The 18,056-nt window shown below is 54.7% G+C and carries 17 protein-coding genes and 1 tRNA gene; 4 read left to right on the top strand and 14 right to left on the bottom strand.

What is annotated here, in order from left to right; genetic code table 11:
- Positions 1 to 402 precede the first annotated feature (402 nt).
- The 3 genes from MWH02_RS15330 (at position 403) to MWH02_RS15320 (ending at position 5,208) form a co-directional block, all read left to right on the top strand.
- Positions 403 to 1,026 (top strand): response regulator, encoded by a 624-nt coding sequence (locus tag MWH02_RS15330; RefSeq protein ID WP_271460962.1) that lies wholly within the window; start codon positions 403 to 405, stop codon positions 1,024 to 1,026.
- On the top strand, positions 1,026 to 4,499 hold the full coding sequence (locus tag MWH02_RS15325; RefSeq protein ID WP_271460961.1) for an ATP-binding protein: 3,474 nt from the start codon (positions 1,026 to 1,028) through the stop codon (positions 4,497 to 4,499). Before MWH02_RS15330 ends, MWH02_RS15325 begins: the two co-directional genes overlap by 1 nt.
- Positions 4,500 to 4,590: 91 nt before the next feature.
- Positions 4,591 to 5,208 (top strand): helix-turn-helix transcriptional regulator, encoded by a 618-nt coding sequence (locus tag MWH02_RS15320; RefSeq protein ID WP_271460960.1) that lies wholly within the window; start codon positions 4,591 to 4,593, stop codon positions 5,206 to 5,208.
- 356 nt (positions 5,209 to 5,564) lie between these two features.
- On the opposite strand, the gene MWH02_RS15315 is transcribed toward MWH02_RS15320, so the two are convergent.
- The 7 genes from MWH02_RS15315 to MWH02_RS15285 form a co-directional block, all read right to left on the bottom strand.
- A complete protein-coding gene (locus MWH02_RS15315) occupies positions 5,565 to 5,840 on the bottom strand; it encodes an ogr/Delta-like zinc finger family protein (protein WP_271460959.1) in 276 nt (91 codons plus the stop codon).
- On the bottom strand, positions 5,840 to 6,676 hold the full coding sequence (locus MWH02_RS15310) for a phage polarity suppression protein (protein WP_271460958.1): 837 nt from the start codon (positions 6,674 to 6,676) through the stop codon (positions 5,840 to 5,842). Before MWH02_RS15310 ends, MWH02_RS15315 begins: the two co-directional genes overlap by 1 nt.
- Before the next feature lie 411 nt (positions 6,677 to 7,087).
- On the bottom strand, positions 7,088 to 9,760 hold the full coding sequence (locus MWH02_RS15305; protein WP_271460957.1) for a TOPRIM and DUF927 domain-containing protein: 2,673 nt from the start codon (positions 9,758 to 9,760) through the stop codon (positions 7,088 to 7,090).
- A gap of 9 nt (positions 9,761 to 9,769) precedes the next feature.
- On the bottom strand, positions 9,770 to 10,147 hold the full coding sequence (locus MWH02_RS15300; RefSeq protein ID WP_271460956.1) for a DUF5375 family protein: 378 nt from the start codon (positions 10,145 to 10,147) through the stop codon (positions 9,770 to 9,772).
- On the bottom strand, positions 10,144 to 10,425 hold the full coding sequence (locus tag MWH02_RS15295) for a hypothetical protein (RefSeq protein WP_271460955.1): 282 nt from the start codon (positions 10,423 to 10,425) through the stop codon (positions 10,144 to 10,146). Before MWH02_RS15295 ends, MWH02_RS15300 begins: the two co-directional genes overlap by 4 nt.
- 28 nt (positions 10,426 to 10,453) lie before the next feature.
- Positions 10,454 to 10,810 (bottom strand): hypothetical protein, encoded by a 357-nt coding sequence (locus MWH02_RS15290; RefSeq protein WP_271460954.1) that lies wholly within the window; start codon positions 10,808 to 10,810, stop codon positions 10,454 to 10,456.
- A complete protein-coding gene (locus tag MWH02_RS15285) occupies positions 10,803 to 10,982 on the bottom strand; it encodes a host cell division inhibitor Icd-like protein (protein ID WP_271460953.1) in 180 nt (59 codons plus the stop codon). The genes MWH02_RS15290 and MWH02_RS15285 overlap by 8 nt, the downstream gene beginning before the upstream one ends.
- Before the next feature lie 129 nt (positions 10,983 to 11,111).
- Here MWH02_RS15285 and MWH02_RS15280 point away from each other — a divergent pair, with 129 nt between their 5' ends.
- On the top strand, positions 11,112 to 11,285 hold the full coding sequence (locus tag MWH02_RS15280; protein WP_162873165.1) for a hypothetical protein: 174 nt from the start codon (positions 11,112 to 11,114) through the stop codon (positions 11,283 to 11,285).
- A gap of 68 nt (positions 11,286 to 11,353) precedes the next feature.
- Here MWH02_RS15280 and MWH02_RS15275 read toward each other — a convergent pair whose 3' ends face one another.
- The 7 genes from MWH02_RS15275 to MWH02_RS15245 form a co-directional block, all read right to left on the bottom strand.
- Entirely contained in the window at positions 11,354 to 11,629 is a 276-nt protein-coding gene (locus MWH02_RS15275; protein ID WP_271460952.1) for a helix-turn-helix transcriptional regulator, read from the bottom strand.
- Positions 11,630 to 11,752: 123 nt separating this feature from the next.
- On the bottom strand, positions 11,753 to 12,574 hold the full coding sequence (locus MWH02_RS15270; RefSeq protein WP_271460951.1) for a hypothetical protein: 822 nt from the start codon (positions 12,572 to 12,574) through the stop codon (positions 11,753 to 11,755).
- 1 nt (position 12,575) lies between these two features.
- The gene (locus MWH02_RS15265) at positions 12,576 to 13,754 is read right to left on the bottom strand and encodes a tyrosine-type recombinase/integrase (protein WP_271460950.1); all 1,179 of its coding nucleotides are present in this window, start codon (positions 13,752 to 13,754) and stop codon (positions 12,576 to 12,578) included.
- 175 nt (positions 13,755 to 13,929) lie between these two features.
- Positions 13,930 to 14,024, bottom strand: a tRNA-Sec gene (locus MWH02_RS15260).
- A 61-nt stretch (positions 14,025 to 14,085) separates the two neighbouring features.
- Positions 14,086 to 15,264: a D-xylose utilization transcriptional activator XylR gene (gene xylR, locus MWH02_RS15255; protein WP_061719296.1), complete on the bottom strand. Its 1,179-nt coding sequence runs from the start codon at positions 15,262 to 15,264 to the stop codon at positions 14,086 to 14,088.
- Between the two features lie 93 nt (positions 15,265 to 15,357).
- The gene (gene xylH / locus MWH02_RS15250) at positions 15,358 to 16,539 is read right to left on the bottom strand and encodes a xylose ABC transporter permease XylH (protein ID WP_271460949.1); all 1,182 of its coding nucleotides are present in this window, start codon (positions 16,537 to 16,539) and stop codon (positions 15,358 to 15,360) included.
- Entirely contained in the window at positions 16,532 to 18,052 is a 1,521-nt protein-coding gene (locus tag MWH02_RS15245) for a xylose ABC transporter ATP-binding protein (RefSeq protein ID WP_271460948.1), read from the bottom strand. Before MWH02_RS15245 ends, xylH begins: the two co-directional genes overlap by 8 nt.
- Positions 18,053 to 18,056: the final 4 nt, after the last annotated feature.

Here is an 18,056-nt window from a genome sequence, read left to right as displayed (position 1 = left end):
TAAGGTTCAGAAGATGAACTGAATAATGACGCCTGCCATGCACCAGGCACCGACAGAAAACGCAATGACAAATATCCAGGTTGCAGGCCTGAGCAGTTCTCTGGCCAGATATGAGTGTTGTGAAAGCTTCATTTTTCCTCGCCGTAATAATTTCCCAGTGCGGGCATTGACTTATTTCGCGGCGAGTTTGTCATTTTGTGAGCAGGAAAAGAATCAGACAAATTGCGACACCCTGTAAGCCGGGGACTACAGGGTGGATGTATTATTCTTATTTTTGTTTCTGCTGATTTATAAAGCAGGAAAGTAAATCAACTATCTTTACGACGGCATGGTGAGATTATTTTTTCGCTTTCTTAAAGAAATGAAATATTATTAATCAACGTGTATTAAAACGGGTTTTCTATGACAGCGTTTATTATTATTGATGACCATCCTCTGGCACGACTCGCCATGCGCATGCTGCTCGAGAAAGAGGACCACTCCGTGGTGGCAGAAGCCGATACAGCAGACGACGTGGTTGGTCTGGTCAGAAAGAATGGCGCTGGCGCGCTGATAATGGATATAGACCTGCCCGGCATCAACGGTATAGAGGCTATCAGCCTGCTGCGTGCAGAAGGCATAAACATCCCGGTGATTGTGATGAGCGGGAAAAATCCTGACTACTATTCTCAGCTAAGCATGAAAGCGGGCGCCAGCGGATTTATCAGCAAGCAGAACAACCTGAACGATCTCACACAGGCCGTAAACGCGGTATTTTCTGGCTACGGTTACTTCCCGCTAAGGATGCACAACACCGGTGAACAACCCGACGTCAGGCCTGACGCTGAGCGCCTTAAAACCTTATCCCGCCGTGAATTTGAAGTGCTTAAATATCTGGGCGAAGGAAAAGAGATTTTCAACATTGCTGCCCGCATGCAAGTCAGTAATAAAACGGTGAGCACCTATAAGGCGCGCCTTATGGAGAAACTGGGTCTTAAAAATCTGCGTGACCTGCTGGACTTCACCCGCCGGAACAATATCTCCTGATGATGCGCATTCTGCTGGTGACTTTTATGCTCCTCGCTTGCGCGGGCGCATTCGCTGTACCTACCACACTCAGTTATAAGCCTGCCTCGCTTCCGGACGTAACCTCCCCCGAACTTTCTGACCCACAGTGGCGATGGTTGGGCAAAAAACGTGAACTGGTACTGGGAATTTACGGACCCGCGCGCCCTCCGGTGAGTCGTATAGCCCCCACGCAGGCGCTGACGGGTTATGTTGCAGATTTTGCCTGGACGACAGCCCGAAGCCTTGGGCTTACCCTGCGCGTGATTCACTTCACCGACGAAACAGAAGCCTATGCCGCGCTCGATAGGGGGGAGGTAGATGTTGTTTTCAGTCCTGCTGGTGATATTGTTCCTTCCCGTTTCGCGCCGGGGAATATTCTTACCGTGGCGGACGCGTATCCGGTCCAGGTTATACAACGGTCTGAGCAGCCGAAAGGCAGAGGCGACGGGTTAAGGCCTGACAGTGCCAACAGGCCGGGGCAGTTACTTGCATTCCTTGATGAGGGCAAAGTTGCCAGCGTAACGTTGCCCGCAGGTGAAGCTTATTATCTGACCGAACGAAATTACGTCAATTCACTGGAGATATCGCGAGTGGATGACGTCTCTATGTCCCCTTATCGCTTCGTAACGGGTAAGCGTGAACCTCTTTTGACTGAAGCCCTTAGGAAAGCTGTAGACCATCTTCGCTTAAGTCCTGCAGGTGAATTGCTGGCAACTCGCTGGGATCAAAGCAATCTGACGCGATTCATCTCCGCGCCACTCAATCTTACGCATGAAGAAGAATCCTGGATGCGATCACACCGTAATGTTCGGGTGGCGGCTTCCTCATTTAATCCCCCTTTTTTTTTCAGCGACAGCGCCCGACATTATTCCGGGATCGGCCCGGAACTCCTTTCGCTGGTAAGCCTGCGTACTGGTATTCAGTTTCACTACGTTGATATTGGCGACAGCCAGCAGTTACAGACGGCCTTCAACGATGGAAAGGCGGAGATGGCAGCGCCTCTTATCTGGAGCAGTGAAAGGAGCCGGGAAATACTGATGACCGCCCCGTTTATGTTTACGCCGGTCGTCATGATCACCAGAAAGGGAGAGGTGGGTGCCATTCGACGTGCGGCACTTGTTCCGGGACAGGAATCAACCGGGTGGTTCACCAGTACCTATCCGCAATCGGAGGTTTCCTTAACGGGTAACCCAGCCCTCGCCATGCGCTGGGTTGATGAAGGTAAAACCGATGCCACGCTCAATACGCTTATCAGCGCCCGATATCTACTGCAGGGGCTTTATGCGGAAAAGCTGACGCTCCGGCAGGGCCTGCCGCTGCGTGATGCGGCCGTCGTGTTTGGCGTGAGAAGGGCCGACCCCGAGTTGCTCGGGATACTTAACAAGACACTGGCCGTCATTCCGCCGGATATGGTCACAAATATTCTTACACACTGGCAGTCCACTCCCGCCGCAAAATTTGATACCTGGAGAGTTTACCAGGCAGAGTTTTATGTTGGTGCTGGCAGCGCAATTTTCCTGATTGTCACCGCGACACTGTGGGGCTTAGCGCTGCGCCGGCAGGTCCGCAGAACACAGCAGGTAAAAGCCAGGCTGCGGCAGGAAATTCAGTTCCGCGACCAGCTCATAAACGGTCCGCCGCGCCCCGTTTACGTCGCCACACCTGAAGGCAAAATCATTCATCATAATCAGGCCTTCGGCCGATATTTTGGTCCTGAGGCTGCGAGTCTGCCTGGCTTATCGCTTTTCGACACGCGTCATCCTCTCTATAAGGTCTGGGAGGCGTGTATGAAACATCCCCCCTCAGGTGATATACCGCTCGAGGCTGAGTTTACCGTAAATGCGGCATCCGGAAGCCCGCGCCAGATACGGCACTGGATGACGAGATTCGTTGAAAGTGAAGACAAAACAGGTGGCTTCATTGGTGGCTGGCAGGACGTTACGGAATATCTGAGCATGCAGGCTGATTTGCTCGAGGCCAGGATGGAGGCTGAGCATGCGAGCCAGGTGAAAAGCCGCTTCCTTGCGACCATGAGTCATGAAATCCGTACGCCGCTGAGCGCCATCATTGGATTGCTCGAACTGCAGGTGCAGGAGAAGCGTACAGATACGGAACTCATTCGCGTGGCACATGAGTCATCGCTCAGCCTGCTCGCGCTGATAGGCGACATACTGGATATTGCGCGCATTGAAGCCGGCAAGGTGTCCATTAATGTCCGGTGGTGCCCGCTTGCTGCCATTGTTAACCCGGTTGTGCAGGCCTTCAGCGGCGTAGCCCGGCAGAAAGGGTTACAGCTTCATCTGACGTTACCGGAAGATGGCAGGGAGGTGCTGACAGACGACCATCGCCTACGGCAGGTGCTGGCCAACCTTGTTGGCAATGCCGTGAAGTTTACCCTTTCGGGTGAAATATGCGTCAGCGTCACCCTTTCGGCTGCCCCGGCGGAGCGTCTCCTGATTTCAGTCGGGGACACGGGCCCCGGCATACCGCTGGATGAGCAGGAACGCCTTTTTTCTCCTTTTGAACGGGCGGAAGAACATACCGCAGACGGCAGTGGGCTGGGGCTTGCGATATGCCGTGAAATTGCCATTCTGATGCGAGGAGAGCTGACGCTTGAAAGCGAGCCGGGCAGCGGGTCGGTATTTACGCTTGATATACCCGCTGAATCCCGTCCGTGCGCTCCGCAAGAAATTTCTCCGGACATTGTTTTGTCACTGCAGTCCCCATTGCGCGTCCTGCTTGTAGACGATCATCCGGCTAACCGCCTGCTGATAGCACGCCAGCTGTCGTTGCTTGGCCATACTGCGTATGTTGCTGAAAACGGCAGGGCCGGGCTTGACGCGTGGCGCCGTGAAAAACCCGACGTCATCCTCACCGACTGCAGCATGCCTGAAATGGGCGGGCCTGAGATGGCGAGCGTGATAAGGGCAGAGGACGGGACTGTAGTCATAATTGGTATTACAGCCGCTGCACAGGAAGCGGAGAGGGAGCGCTGCCTGAACGCGGGTATGAATGAGTGCCTATTCAGGCCCGTCGAGCTTTCCCGTCTAGCTGAGGCATTAAAGAATTGCTTACCAGGTCTAACCGCTTCGCCTGCCAGCGTTCTGAACGAATGGCTTGATGATGAAGCGCTGAGTGCATTCATCCCCGACAGCCCGCGGGAGGTCAGCCGCTTTATTCACACAGTAATCCGGGAAACAGAAAGCGATCTGCAGGAAGCCAGAATGGCCGTCAGACAGGGCGATATGCCGGCCGCGCTGCGTATATTTCACAGGATTGCGGGCACACTGCGCGTCTCAGGAGTCAGGCAACTGGATGAGCAATGTGCGCTTCTCGAAGAACTCGCGGAAATGGATGAAGATGAGGAAATCATTCAAAAACATATTTCCAAAGCGGAAGCGCTGGTCAGCGCGTTCAAGCAGGCAGTCAGTGAATCACATTTAAGGTTGTAAATTAGGATGCTTCCTACAGCATTATTTCTTGCTGTCTGATTCAGAAGCGGACTCCGTCGCGTTTTAATGCTTTCAGCAAAACGGAGGAGCTATGTTCACATTGACCGTAATTGACAGTGACAGATGGATCGCGGGCGGGATCGCTCATTATTTCCGGGAAAGGTATATCAGGGTAAATCTGGTTGATGAGGCGCATTTTGACGGTGCCCTGACGCTTGCGGCAGGTTCGGACGTAATCATCAGCGAGATACGCGCTCTCAACCGTGACGCCCAGGATTTCATTGAACTTTTCCTCCGTTTTCGTCAGTGTTCACCAGCACCGCGCCTGATTATCCTGACCGACTTTGATGAACCTGCGGTGCTCAATTACGTCACGTTGCAGCTGCCTGAGGCCGTCATCCTTCCCAAAAGTACCCCTGTTACCGAACTTGCAGGGGAGATATTTAAAACAAAGACGCCACTCATATCAGAAGATGTTCAGCCTGCCCACGTTCGTAGCCGCTGCGCTCTGACAGCGAGAGAGTTTGGCCTACTGAGAATGCTGGCAACTAAAAGAAGCCTGACGGACATCGGGCGCTCACTTGAGCTCAGCGTAAAAACGATTAGCCATCACAAGAGAAACATCATGCGTAAGCTCAATTGCAGGAACACGACTGAGTTGCCAACACTGCTTGCTGAAATGGGGTTTGGTAGTCCTCAGGTCCGATGAACCTTGCTGTGTAAGCTGAATGTCATACGGTGAAGTCATGGTATGACTGTGATGCTGTGGGGCCGGCGATCCGTCCCCTTTTTTTTGCTAAATAAATCAGAAAATATACCTTCAGGGCGTGGAAATCATATCTAAACAACAATTTTCTGACTTATTGACTAATCATCCGAAATGAGTTTTTGAAATTCTATCAGAATGTCCGCTTCTCGCTCTAAGCTGCCTGTCAATCTAGTTGCATTTTGTTGGTGAAGGTCAAGTAAAATGCAAACGGGTAGTCAAGTGAATCTAAATACTCACCAGGGAAAAGAGATCTAAAAAACCCGGCGCGATGGCCGGGGAGATGTCGCTTGTGAACCTCAGACGGGGGCTTTCTGGCGGTTCGAAAGCCTGCTGGCCGAGCCATAGCGATTCAGGGTCTGCGGCAGACGCTGATGAACTGCCTGCACGGGTTCAGGTTCTTCTGCAACCTTCTGCGGCTTCATAATTATTGTGTCCAGACTCTCCATCGTTGTGAACGTGCAGGAGCAGTCAATATTACGGCACTGATACCAGGTCTTTTTCAGCGTGCCCGTCTGGTACTCACTGGTGCGGGTGTGTGCAGTCATGCCACACTCAGGACATTTCATTGCCATCAGTTCCTGCCCTTCTGCTGCGCTGCTTTTTGGGCTTCTTCCTGCTTACGCACGTAGTGGTTGTCAGCATCCATTGTACTCGGGCGCAGACGGGCATCTTCCTGAGCTTCAGGGTCAGGATAAACACCCGTTTCCTTCAGCACCTCATCATCACCGACTTCAGGACGCGCAGATTTTGCAGGCGCGATAATCGATGCATCAAGAAAGCGGCGAAACTCGCTTTCAGCATCGTTGACACCGCTGTACACGCCGGTGCTGTTATCTGGCATACCTGCCTCATCATTTCTGCAGGCGAGACGGACCAGGGCCAGCGCCTGAAACAGCTCCGGGCCATGATTATCCAGAAAGCGGCGGAACGTCTGGTGCGCGTGTTTTTTCAGTACAGCCTTGTGAGTCTGAATGTAGTCGTGTGCGGCGCGACCGGTTGCCCATGGCACAGTGGTAAACTCATCCTCACGCCGTGTCAGCAGTGCGTCGTACTCAATGACAGTGTCTTTCGCGAGCATGCCTTCGCTGCGCACCTTTTTCAGCGCTGCCGTTAATTCCCCATTGGTTTCTTCAAACAGAGCGTGAAATTTTTCCGTCATCTCTTTGGCCTGCGCCTGCGTTTCTTCACGCCGCAGATGGATGGTGCGGATAATCTTTTCGGCTTTGTCCTGCGCCTCGCGGGCCGCCTGCCATTTTTTACGGTTGCTGCGCAGGTCGTTCAACTCAGACTCAACGGCCTGCCGATGATCCTTAAGACTGCCGTTCAGGCTTACGTCTGCCCCGGCGATAACGGTTTTGATGATGTTTTCTTCTTCGGTTTTTCGTGAAGGAGTATTCAGTACATTCATAGTGGCTCCGAACGGGTTCATTTAGTTGAGTCAATTGTGCCGTCGGTGGCACAGTGCATCCATCTGCGGGCAGTGTGTGGTGGCTGGTACAACGCAGGGCGGCATTACCGCTGCGTCTGACAAACGGCCTGCCAGAAAAAGAGGCTTTATGTCGCTAAACGCCGCTGTCCTTCTTTTTCCGGTGTAACACGGGTAACAGGTGTTACATCACTGAATTAAATGGATTTTTCATAAAACCTGCGGTGTAACACGATGGGTAACAGGGTGTAACAGCAGGAGGCGGGCACTGTTACACCCGTTACACCTCACCTTTTTGTCAGGTGTAACAGCCTCAGCCCTTACCGGATGCCGCTGTTACACCAGTTACACCTGTTACCCTTTAAAAATAAGACTCACGCAAAGCCCTTAACGTCAGCCCGGCACCTCGCTGTTAAAAACGTAGAGCCTGCGCACGTTCATCTCTGGCGGGCGGATGCTGGTCTGTAGCTTGCCGTCGGCAGAGGCCAGCAGATAACCCCGGTCCGCGCAGAGGCGCGCCACCTTGCGCGGGTCAAACCCCCTGCATATTTCCTTCCACCCGGACGGCATGACGTAGAACGTCGTCACCGCCTCGGTGCCCTGCGCGGTGTTGCCCTTATCCACCCTGCGCCAGCCCACCATATTGCCGGGACGGTTGCGCTCGTCGTGCCAGTCGGCAAAGCGACTGTACTGGTTCGCGGTAAAGAAGCTGCGTACCTGCTCCAGCGCGGCAATGTCTTCCTGGTTGGCGGTATGCCCGCGGTCTTTCAGCCAGGCATTCAGGCACACGCGGGTTGCGCGCAGCGCTTCACCTTCCTGCCAGCCGGTAATGCCGAGGCGGGTCGCCAGCTCTCCGGCCATTGCCACCAGGGCAAAACGGTTAACCGCGCGGCCCACCTGATTGCCCGCGTCCTGCGGGGTCAGGGCGGCGGTGTACTCCTTCAGCAGCGTTTTAGCCTGCGCCGTCAGTCCGTTCAGGTCTGCGGTCAGCGCCTTCAGCCACTCGCGGAACGGCGCGCCGTAGTAGCTGGCCGTGGCCCATTCCAGATGCTCGGCCAGCGCCTTGCCGCTCTCAAAGCCGTGCAGCTCCTCAAACACGCCAAACTTCCCGGAATCGCTGGGTATCTGGATCATCCTCACCTCCATCCCGGCAAAGGTTCGCTCACCGGCTTTTGCGGCGTGCTCGGTCAGCGACAGCTCCCCGGTGGAGAAGAACAGCAGGCGCCACTGCTTGCGGGTGCGCAGCTCGCCATCCGTACTGGCGCGGCCCTTACCCTGACCGTTTGCCAGCATGTAGGCGATGTTGCCCGCCTCGCGCCCGTCCACCTCGCGGATTTCGTCGAGCATCATGGCCGCGTCGTTGCGGCGGCTGGCGCAGCCCTCGAGCGCGTTTCCGGTCGCGCGCCACGTCTGCCAGTAGTCCGGCCCGCCGCACACGGAGGTGGCCGCCTTCATGGTGGTGGTCTTGCCGTCCGTGGATTCCCCCTTGAGGTGGTAGCCGCCGCCGTCCATGCCGACAAGCCGCAGCAGCGGGGCCGCAAAGGCGAGGCTGACCGCGAACGCCACGCGTGAGTTACCGGTGCAGAAGCGGGAAACGTGCTCGCGCCACTCATCAACGGAGCCTGACACGCGAAAGTCCCGTCCCTGCACGGAGGTGGTCTGGAGAATGACGCCGTCTGCACCTTCTCCGCTCACCTCGTCCTGGAGGACGTAAACCTGACCGTGCCAGCCGGTGCGGCTCACGCAGGTCACGCGGCGCTCCGGCTTGCACAGCGAGATGTATTCCATCAGGCGGGCGCGGGCCTCGCCGGTGGTGCTGATGTAAGACAGGCCGTTGACCAGCAGCACGCGGCGCAGCTCCTCGCCGCTGCCGCTCAGCATCTCCATCGGCATGGCCCACCGGCGGCGCTCTCCCCATGTGTCCTCCCATTCCAGCAGGCGGCCAAAGTTGCCGCCGTCGGCGTCGCAGGTGATGGCCGTGACGCGCAGCGGGTTGCAGATTTTGACGTTCTGGATTTCCGTTTCGCCATTGCGCTGCACCTGCTTTTCGTACCAGAGATACTCCTGCGTCAGCCGGAACCCGTGCGGCAGCTGCGTGCGGCCCTCACCGCACAGCACCAGACCGTTACGGAAGGCCTCACGGGCGCGGGTCACGCCGTGCTCCCGGTGAAAGTCGTTCCAGTCGGCTTTAATTTCGCCCGGCGGCAGGCTTACCCAGCCACTGACGGCTTTTGCTGCCTTCTCCGCAAACGCTTTGCCGGGGTTCTCACCCGCATCCTGAAAGTCGTTGTCACCGGCAATGACAATTTTCACCTCCGGCCAGCGCGCCCGCAGCGCCTGCGCCACGTTCGGCAGGTTCCCCGCCGAGATGGCGGCCACGACGCACCCGGCGGTCAGCTGGCTCACCGTCAGTGCGGTGGCGTAGCCTTCGGTGATGACCAGCTGCACCGGCGGCTCAGGCGGCAGCGGGCTGAGCGCCATAAACGCACCCTTCATGGCGCTGCCGGGCAGCAGGCTCTTTTCACCCGTAGGGGCAATCAGCTGCGCGCCGGTCACCGCACCGTCTGAGGTGGTCAGCGGAAGCAGCAGCGAACCCGCCGGAAAGGCCGTGCCGCCGATGCGCTGCGTGCTTCCGGTGAGGCAGGCCGGATAACCGGCAAAACCTTTGGCCGCGAGGTAGGCACTTTCACCGCTGTGGCTGGCTTTCACCAGCGCACCGACGGCGGCGGCCATATCGCGTTTAGGGGCTTTTTCTCTGGCAGGCCTAACCGGCATGTCCTGCACGTCACGCACGTCCAGCACCTGCGCCACCTCCTGCGCGGCCTGCTTTACGCCCTTGCCCGTCACCAGCTTCACCAGGTCAAGGCCGTCACCGTGGCCGCAGTGGCTGCAAATCCACGTGCCCCGACCCTCAATGTCATCCAGCCGGAAACGGTCTTTACCTTCACACTTAGGGCAGGGGCCGTGTCTGCCGCCGTCGGGCACGTTCACGCCGAGCATCTGAAGAATGACCGGCCAGCGGCCGCGCGCGGCGGCAGTGATGTCTGATACTGACTGTACTGTCATAACCCCTCCTTAATGCCGGTAAAGCGACGCGCCGGTGTCGCAGAACTTTTCAAAGGCTGCCGGAAGCGTGCGGTACAGTTCGGTCATGACCTCGCAACCGCGCTTAGTCAGTGCCGGCGGCGCGGTCAGCAGTGTCGGCTCCACCATGTCGGTAAGCAGCGCAAGCGCCGCAGCCGCGCCGCGCGCTTCGCCGTACTCGTTCACCATCGCGCTCTCAACGTGCAGCGCGATGGCCATCTCGATGCGCTCCACCGTCATGCGGTGCGGGCCGCGCATTTCGCTGCCGGTGTCGGCCAGATGCATAGCCCGCCATGCGGAGGCGATGGCGCGACGATAAAGCGCCGTGGTCAGCTCCGGCGGGAACACGGATACCTGTGGCTTCTTCATGCGCGAACCTCCTCAATCAGTGCGCAGCAGCGCGTGACGTCGTTCAGGTCAGCGCGCAGATACTCCATCAGCGCGGCAACGCCGGGCACGCTGTGTGTGGTGAATGAACCCGAGCAGGGATGTTCGGAAAAAAGGAGCTGGAGCAGGTCACAGGCTTCCTTTGCGCGGGTCAGCTTCTCAAATGCGTCTTCCGGCAGGCCGTAGGCAAAGGCGGCAAAATTACCGTTTTCAGGCAAGGGGATGCCCTGAGCACCGTTGTGCCCGATTGAAACTGTCATGGTTTACTCCGTTAAAGCTGGCTGTGTGTCAGAGGTAGTTTGAGTAGTGGCTGGCGTCCGGTTCGGCGGGCTGCTGTACAACCCGCTCGCGCCAGCGCTCAAACTGCACGGACGGGTGCAGGGCAAGCGGACTGAAGCCGCCCTGTCCACCGGCGATTTCAGCATTGCGCCGTGGCGGTTCGCTGACTCGCGTGTAGCTTTCTTCAAACCACGTCAGCGGAGCAGAGGTCACCTGACCGTCGCTGTCGTAGCGATAGAGCACTTCCTGACTGAATTCAGGCGTGGCCGTAAACGCAGATACGGGCAGGGAGGTGAAGCGGATGACGGTGACCGTCCAGCCCTGACTGTGCTGCCAGATTTCGCCGCGCTGCGGATATTTACGCATGAACGCCTCCACGGCAGGGCAGGCGGCCCGCAAAGAGCAGGATGTAGTCAGCCGCCAGACGACGTCGCGCGCTGTATTCGTCACTGGCGGTAACACGCAGCATTACCGGGCGACGGGACAACTGAGAACGGTTGATTGCCGAAAATATCCAGGTAGACTTTGGTTTAGCCATAATATTGCTCCTAGCATGTTTGGTTAGATGCCCGTTATGTGTTGCAGCACAAGCGGGCATTGTTTTTTAGGATTATGATAACTACAATGGTAATTACCATGTAGGTCATCATAAGTTAGGGTAATTACCATGTCAACACCGCAAGAAAAACGTTCTCCTCCATTTCAGATGCGTTTAACAGATGAATTTCGGCAGCAGCTCGAAACAGAAATGCGTAAAGATGGTGATACTGCTCTGGCTGCATGGATAAAACGCGTATTGCGTAAAGAGCTGCAATCACGCGGAATTGATCCTAATGGTTAATGATCGCAAGTACGCGCAAAATCGATCTTGATAAAGATTTTTCCTTTCGCGGCTTTCTCTCAAGCCGCTTAATTACTTGCCCGCTGCAGTTTCTTAGCTTGTCTTCTCATGTCCTCGAATTTTTCGATGGAACCTGTTTCATGCTGATCACGCCATCCGTAATAATCGGCTGCACGCCAGCGTGACATACGGCCAATTTTGATGGGACGGGGAAAGCGGTCTTGTGAGATAAGGCGATAAATCCATTTGTCACTTAACATGCAGTCAGCGGTGATAAATTTCATATCGATCAAAGCATCCATAGAAGGGCGCTGTGCAGTCACGATATTGGTGGAAGGGGTCATAGTTCATTCTCCGTATGTTCATGTCTACTCGCTTCAATACGGAAAATTTAATCATCGAAATTAGGGCAGGGAAATGTGACTAAAGCAAAGAAAATATAATCGCATTAGTCACTAGTTTTGTTATCAGAATGTTAATCCATCTTTCTTAATGCAGCTTCTGAGTAGACTGACGATAGTGTCAAAGCTAAGTGGCGGCTCGCCATTTTCAGGCCAAAATTCATTCGCATGGTTAAAAAGATGCTCTGTAATCGCTGCAGGGCTTTCTCGTCTAAGCTTCATATCTCGATGATAAAGCGCAACCACAGCCATTAGGACTTCTACCCTTGGAACTGCATGTTTTTGCTTTTGCGCCTCAGATTGGGCTTTATAGTTTTTTGCAGTTTTCTTGGTTTTTTTTTCATCCCGTACTGCATCTAAAAATTTGGATATTTGCGTCTTTGTTATCCATACAACATCAAATAAATGATAGTTTTCCCTTTCATCATAATTGACGTATATGGCTATTTGAAAATTGAAATTACTTTCTCCAGATGGAGTGAAGTGATCTGGCCATTCAAGAGGTTGCCCCTCATATTTAACTAAAAGGTCTTTATAATTATCATCTATAGAAAAAAGTCCTTTCATGTAGCATTTTATGTGTCCATTTTCATCAAACTTTTCATCATCAATGCGTATAGAACAACTTTCAGATAAACAGTAATAGCCCTTTTTATCTCTAGGTAATGCTTCTATTGTTCTAAGTAATATCTCATCCTCTACATCAGCTTGCAGTGCGCAAGAAACATCAAGATCATCATCATGAAACTCCATGCATATCTCAATGCCTTTTTCATATGCAAACCAAAACAAATCTTTTTGATCACATCCAATTATTCTAGCTGCTTCAGATAACTCATAATGATCTCTTAAAAGCGATTCAGTATTAGTTATTTTGAGGAAATCCATATCACGCCTCTACATTTTGAGTTAAATAGTCCGCATACCACTGCAACATTTCTCTGCGACCATCTAAATATTGGGCATGATTGTAAGCCCCTCTAATTGCATTACGATCAACGTGAGCCAGTTGCATTTCTATCCATGCAGAATTAAATCCCTGCTCATGCAGGATTGTACTCATCGTGTGCCTGAACCCATGTCCGGTAAGCCTACCTTTGTAACCTAAAAGCTCAATAACTTGATTGATGCTTTCTTTGCTAATTGGCTTCTTCTGGTCATTTCTTCCAATGAAGACCAGCGGATAATGCCCCGTTATCGGATGCAACTGTTTTAATAGTGATACAGCTTGTTTTGAGAGTGGCACTTTATGAGGGCGGCGCATTTTCATATGCTCCGCTGGAACCTCCCAAATCGCGTTTTCAAGGTCAATATCTTGCCAGCGGGCAAAGCGTAGTTCCTGCGTTCTTACGCCGGTATACATAATTAAGTAAGTCGCTGTTTTCGTAATCACGCTTCCAGTATAACCAGCTAGATCCTTTAAAAATTCAGGTAGCTCCAGAGCGGTGAGGAAAGGTAGATGCTGCTTTTTATGGACTGCTAAAGCGCTCGCTAAGTCAGGCGCTGGATTATATTCAGCTCGCCCGGTAATGATCGCATAACGGAAAACTTCCCCGCATCGCTGGCGCACTTTACGCATTTTCTCTAATGCGCCACGTTTTTCCATTCGTTTAAGTGTTTCAAGCAGTTCTAAGGGCTTTATCTCAGCAATGGGCTTGAAACCAATATAGGGAAAAATATCCTTTTCAAAGGTATCAAGAATTTCTTCGCGATAGCGTAGTGACCAACGATCAGCTTTAGCTTTGTGCCACTCTCGCGCAATTGCCTCGAAAGTGTTTGCGGTAGCGATTTTCTTGGCTTGTTTTTGTGCCTTCTTAATCGCGCCGGGATCATCTCCGGCTGCAAGACTGCGTCTGGCTTCATCTCGTTTCTGACGTGCCATGGCAAGCGGTACATCAGGATAAACACCGATAGACAGTAACTTCTCGCGTCCCAAAACGCGGTACTTCATTCGCCAGTAGCGGGAGCCGTTGGGATTGACCAGCAAGTACAGGCCGCCGCCGTCAGCGAGTTTGTAAGGTTTATCGAGGGGCTTTGCAGTGCGCACCTTGACGTCAGTTAAGGGCATTCCGTCTCCTCCGGGGGGTATCAATTGTTTGGGGTAATTTTAAACCCCCTTAAATACCCCGTTATGGGGGTAGATTTGAGTAGACGTAGAGTGACATCAGGAGAGTGAGGATTCAACCTAACTTGCAGATTTTTATGATTTTGATTGACGGCTCTTGACGTGGAAAGAATGAGGATGGCGGAAGATCACAGGAGTCGAACCTGCCCAGGACCGCTGGCGGCCCCAACCGGATTTGAAATCCGGCCGTCTCACCGGAGACGACGATCTTCCTTTGAAGATGCCGCAGGAGTATAGCGACAATCGCGGCGGAATTCTTGATCTCAGCCGTGCGTCACAGCACGTTTTCACCGTGAAGCTGCCGATACTCCTTCGGCGTATTGGCGTAACTCTTTTTAAACACCGAATAGAAATATTGCAGCGACGGGTAACCACACATTTGTGAGATCTCATTGATGCTCAGCGAAGAACACGCCAGCAGCTCGCGCGCTTTCTCCAGTTTTTCGCGGTGAATCATGGCGTGAATGGTGTCGCCGGTTTCATCGCGGAAGCGTTTTTCCAGATTCGATCGCGAGATGCCGATGGCATCCAGCACCTGTTCAACCTTAATACCTTTGCAGGCGTTAAAGCGGATGTAATGCATCGCCTGAATCACTGCGGGATCGTGCAAGGAGCGGAAATCGGTGGAGCGGCGCGCAATAACTTTCACCGGTGGAACCAGAATTCGTTGCAGTTGCAGAGGCTGATTATCCAGCAGGCGATGCAGCAGTTTTGCCGCCTGATAACCCATCTGGCGTGAACCCTGCGCCACGGACGAGAGCGCCACGCGCGACAGATAACGCGTCAGTTCCTCGTTATCAATCCCGATCACCGTGAGCTTCTCCGGCACCGGAATTTTGAGATATTCACAGGCCTGCAGCAGATGGCGCGCACGGGCATCGGTGACGGCAATAATACCGGTTTGCTGCGGCAAGGTTTGCAGCCAGTCAGCCAGGCGGTTCTGAGCGTGCTGCCAGTTTTCCGGCGCTGTTTCCATGCCCTGATAAACCACGCCTTGATAACGCTCGCGCGCCACCAGCTGGCGAAACGCATGTTCACGCTCTTGCGCCCAGCGTTTGCCACTGGCTGCGGGCAAGCCATAGAAAGCAAAGCGATTCACGCCTTTCTCTTTCAAATGCAAGAAAGCGCTCTCGACCAGCGCGGCGTTGTCGGTGGCGATGTAATGCACCGGCGGATAATCCTGCGGCTGATGGTACGATCCGCCAACGCCAACAATCGGCACCGACACGTTCGCCAGCAGTTTTTCAATCGAGGGATCGTCGTAATCGGCGATAACCCCGTCGCCCAGCCATTCACGGATATTGTCGATGCGGCAACGAAAATCCTCTTCAATGAAAATGTCCCAATCCGTTTGTGATGCCTGTAAATACTCACCGACACCCTCAACCACCTGGCGGTCATAGACCTTATTGGCGTTGAACAGCAACGTAATGCGAAAGCGTTTCTCATGCATCGTGGCGCACTCTCCTAAATCGACAGCACCTTGCATAGCATGGCACGACGGACAGCAGAAAGAATTTGCGCCACATTGTGATCCCCCACGCGATTACACCCGGCGGCGCGTCGCGGTATCCATCCACACCGCCAGCAGCAGGATGGCGCCCTTGACGATGTACTGCCAGAAGGTCGGGACATCCATCATGCTCATGCCGTTATCCAGCGACGCCATGATAAAGGCGCCGATGACCGCGCCCGCCACCGAACCAACGCCGCCCGCCAGGCTGGTGCCGCCAATCACACAGGCGGCGATAGCATCCAGCTCGGCAATGTTGCCTGCCGAAGGCGAACCCGCGCCAAGGCGTGAGCTCAGGATCAGGCCAGCAATCGCCACCATCACGCCATTGATGGCGAAAACCGCCAGCTTGGTGCGGGCCACATTAATACCGGAAAGGCGCGCGGCATCCAGGTTGCCACCGATGGCATAAATCCGGCGACCAAAGGCCGTGCGCGTCGCCATAAACATGCCGCCGAGCAGCAGCAGCGCCAGCAGCAAGACCGGCGTTGGCACGCCGCGATAATCGTTGAGCAGCCAGATCGCGCCTAACACCAAAACAGCGGTGACGACCTGCCGCACCAGCGCTCCGCTGACGGAAGTTTGCGCCAGACCAAGCTGTTGGCGACGCAGGCGCAAGCGCCATTGCCAGAGGATAAACAGCGCCAGGCCAGCAAAGCCGAAGCCAAATCCGATCCCGCCGGGCAGATAGCTTTGGCCAATCTGCGACATCGCCGGGCTGGTAGGCGCTACCGTGGTGCCATCGGTGATGCCGACCAGAATGCCGCGGAACGCCAGCATCCCCGCCAGCGTGACAATAAACGACGGAACTTTGCGATAGGCCACCCACCAGCCGTTCCAGACGCCGAGCAGCAAACCCATCACCAAAGTCACGACGATGGTGAGCGGCAGCGGCCAACCGAGCCAGACGTCAAAGATAGCTGCAGCACCGCCGAGCAACCCCATCATCGAACCCACCGAGAGATCGATCTCCGCAGAGATAATGACGAACACCATGCCGACCGCAAGAATGCCGGTGATGGCGGTCTGGCGCAGCAGGTTGGAAACATTACGTGCGCTGAGCCAGGCACCATCGGTGGTCCAGGTGAAGAACAGGGCGATCAGCACAATCGCACCCAGCATCACCAGCACCTGCAGATTTGGCAGCGAGAATTTACCTGGCGCACCTTTAACCGGCGTAGTAAGGCCGCGTTGCGTACTTTCGGTCTTAAACATAGTGTTCACTCCGCAGGGCGGCTTCCATCACCTGCTCCTGAGTCAGGTTATCGTTAATCAGATCGGCTTTGATTTTGCCTTCATGCATCACCAAAACCCGATCGCTCAGGCCCAGCACTTCGGGCAGCTCAGACGAAATGACAATCACGGCAATCCCTTGCTGCACTAGCGAATTGATTAGCAGATAGATTTCCTGGCGCGCGCCCACATCAATGCCGCGCGTAGGCTCATCAAGAATTAAGATTTTTGGATTGAGCAGCAGGCATTTAGCGAGGATCGCTTTCTGTTGATTCCCGCCGCTCAGGCGACCAATCGGCAGTTCCGCCGACGAGGTTTTCACCCGCAGGCGCGCAATGGCCTGGTTGATCGCCTGCTGCTCCTGCGCTTCATCCAGCAGCGAAAGTCGGGGAGAGAATTGATCCAGCGCGGCCAGCGTAATGTTTTTGCCCACGCCCATTAGCGGCACGATGCCATCCTTTTTGCGATCTTCCGGCACCATCGCGATGCCGTGCGCGATGGCGGCGCGGCAGTCCTTGATACGGACTTTCTTGCCGTTAATATGAATATCGCCCTGCCAGCGTCCCGGCCAAACGCCAAATAGACACTGCACGGTTTCGGTTCGACCGGCACCAACCAGCCCGGCAATGCCAAGAATTTCGCCGCGCTTCAGGCTAAAAGAGACGTTATCCACCCGGCGGATATGGCGGTTGATGGGATGCCACGCCGTGAGGTTCTCTACCTGCAACAGGGTTTCGCCAATCTCGTGTGGGCTATGCGGATAGAGCGCCGTCAGCTCGCGCCCGACCATCATGGTGATGATGTCATCCTCACTCAGCCCGGCGGCCGCGCGGGTCGCGATATGCTGACCATCGCGGATCACGCAGACGGTGTCCGAAATCGCTTTTACCTCGTTGAGTTTGTGCGAAATGTAGATGCAGGCGATGCCATGTTCGCGCAGGTTTTTGATGATGCTTAGCAGCACCTCCGTTTCCTGTTCGGTGAGCGAAGAGGTCGGTTCGTCGAGGATCAGCAGGCGCACCTGTTTATTCAAGGCGCGTGCAATCTCCACCAGCTGTTGCTGGCCTAATCCCAGTTCGCCGACGCGCGTATCCGGCGATACCTGCAGCTTGACCCGCTCCAGCAGCTGCTGGCAACGCAACGTCATGGTTTCGTCATCCACCATGCCGAAACGTCCCAGCTCTGCGCCGAGGAAAATGTTCTCCATCACCGTCAGCTGCCGCACCAGCGCCAGCTCTTGATGGATGATCACGATCCCTTTGCGTTCGGTATCACGAATGGTCTGCGCCTGAATCTCGTCGCCCGCAAAATGGATACTGCCTTCAAAGTCACCGTGCGGATACAGCCCGCACAGGATCTTCATCAGGGTCGATTTCCCCGAGCCGTTTTCGCCGCACAGCGACATCACTTCACCGGCTTCCAGCTGCAGGCTCACGTCATCCAGAGCTTTCACCGCGCCGAAACGCTTGGTGATATGGTTCATTTCCAGCAACATCGGC

It is taken from the genome of Pantoea leporis, from assembly GCF_028048155.1.
Classification (GTDB): Bacteria; Pseudomonadota; Gammaproteobacteria; order Enterobacterales; family Enterobacteriaceae; genus Pantoea; species Pantoea leporis.
The sequence above is the reverse complement of the archived record's forward strand: the minus strand, read 5'-3'. Positions and strand labels throughout refer to the sequence as shown.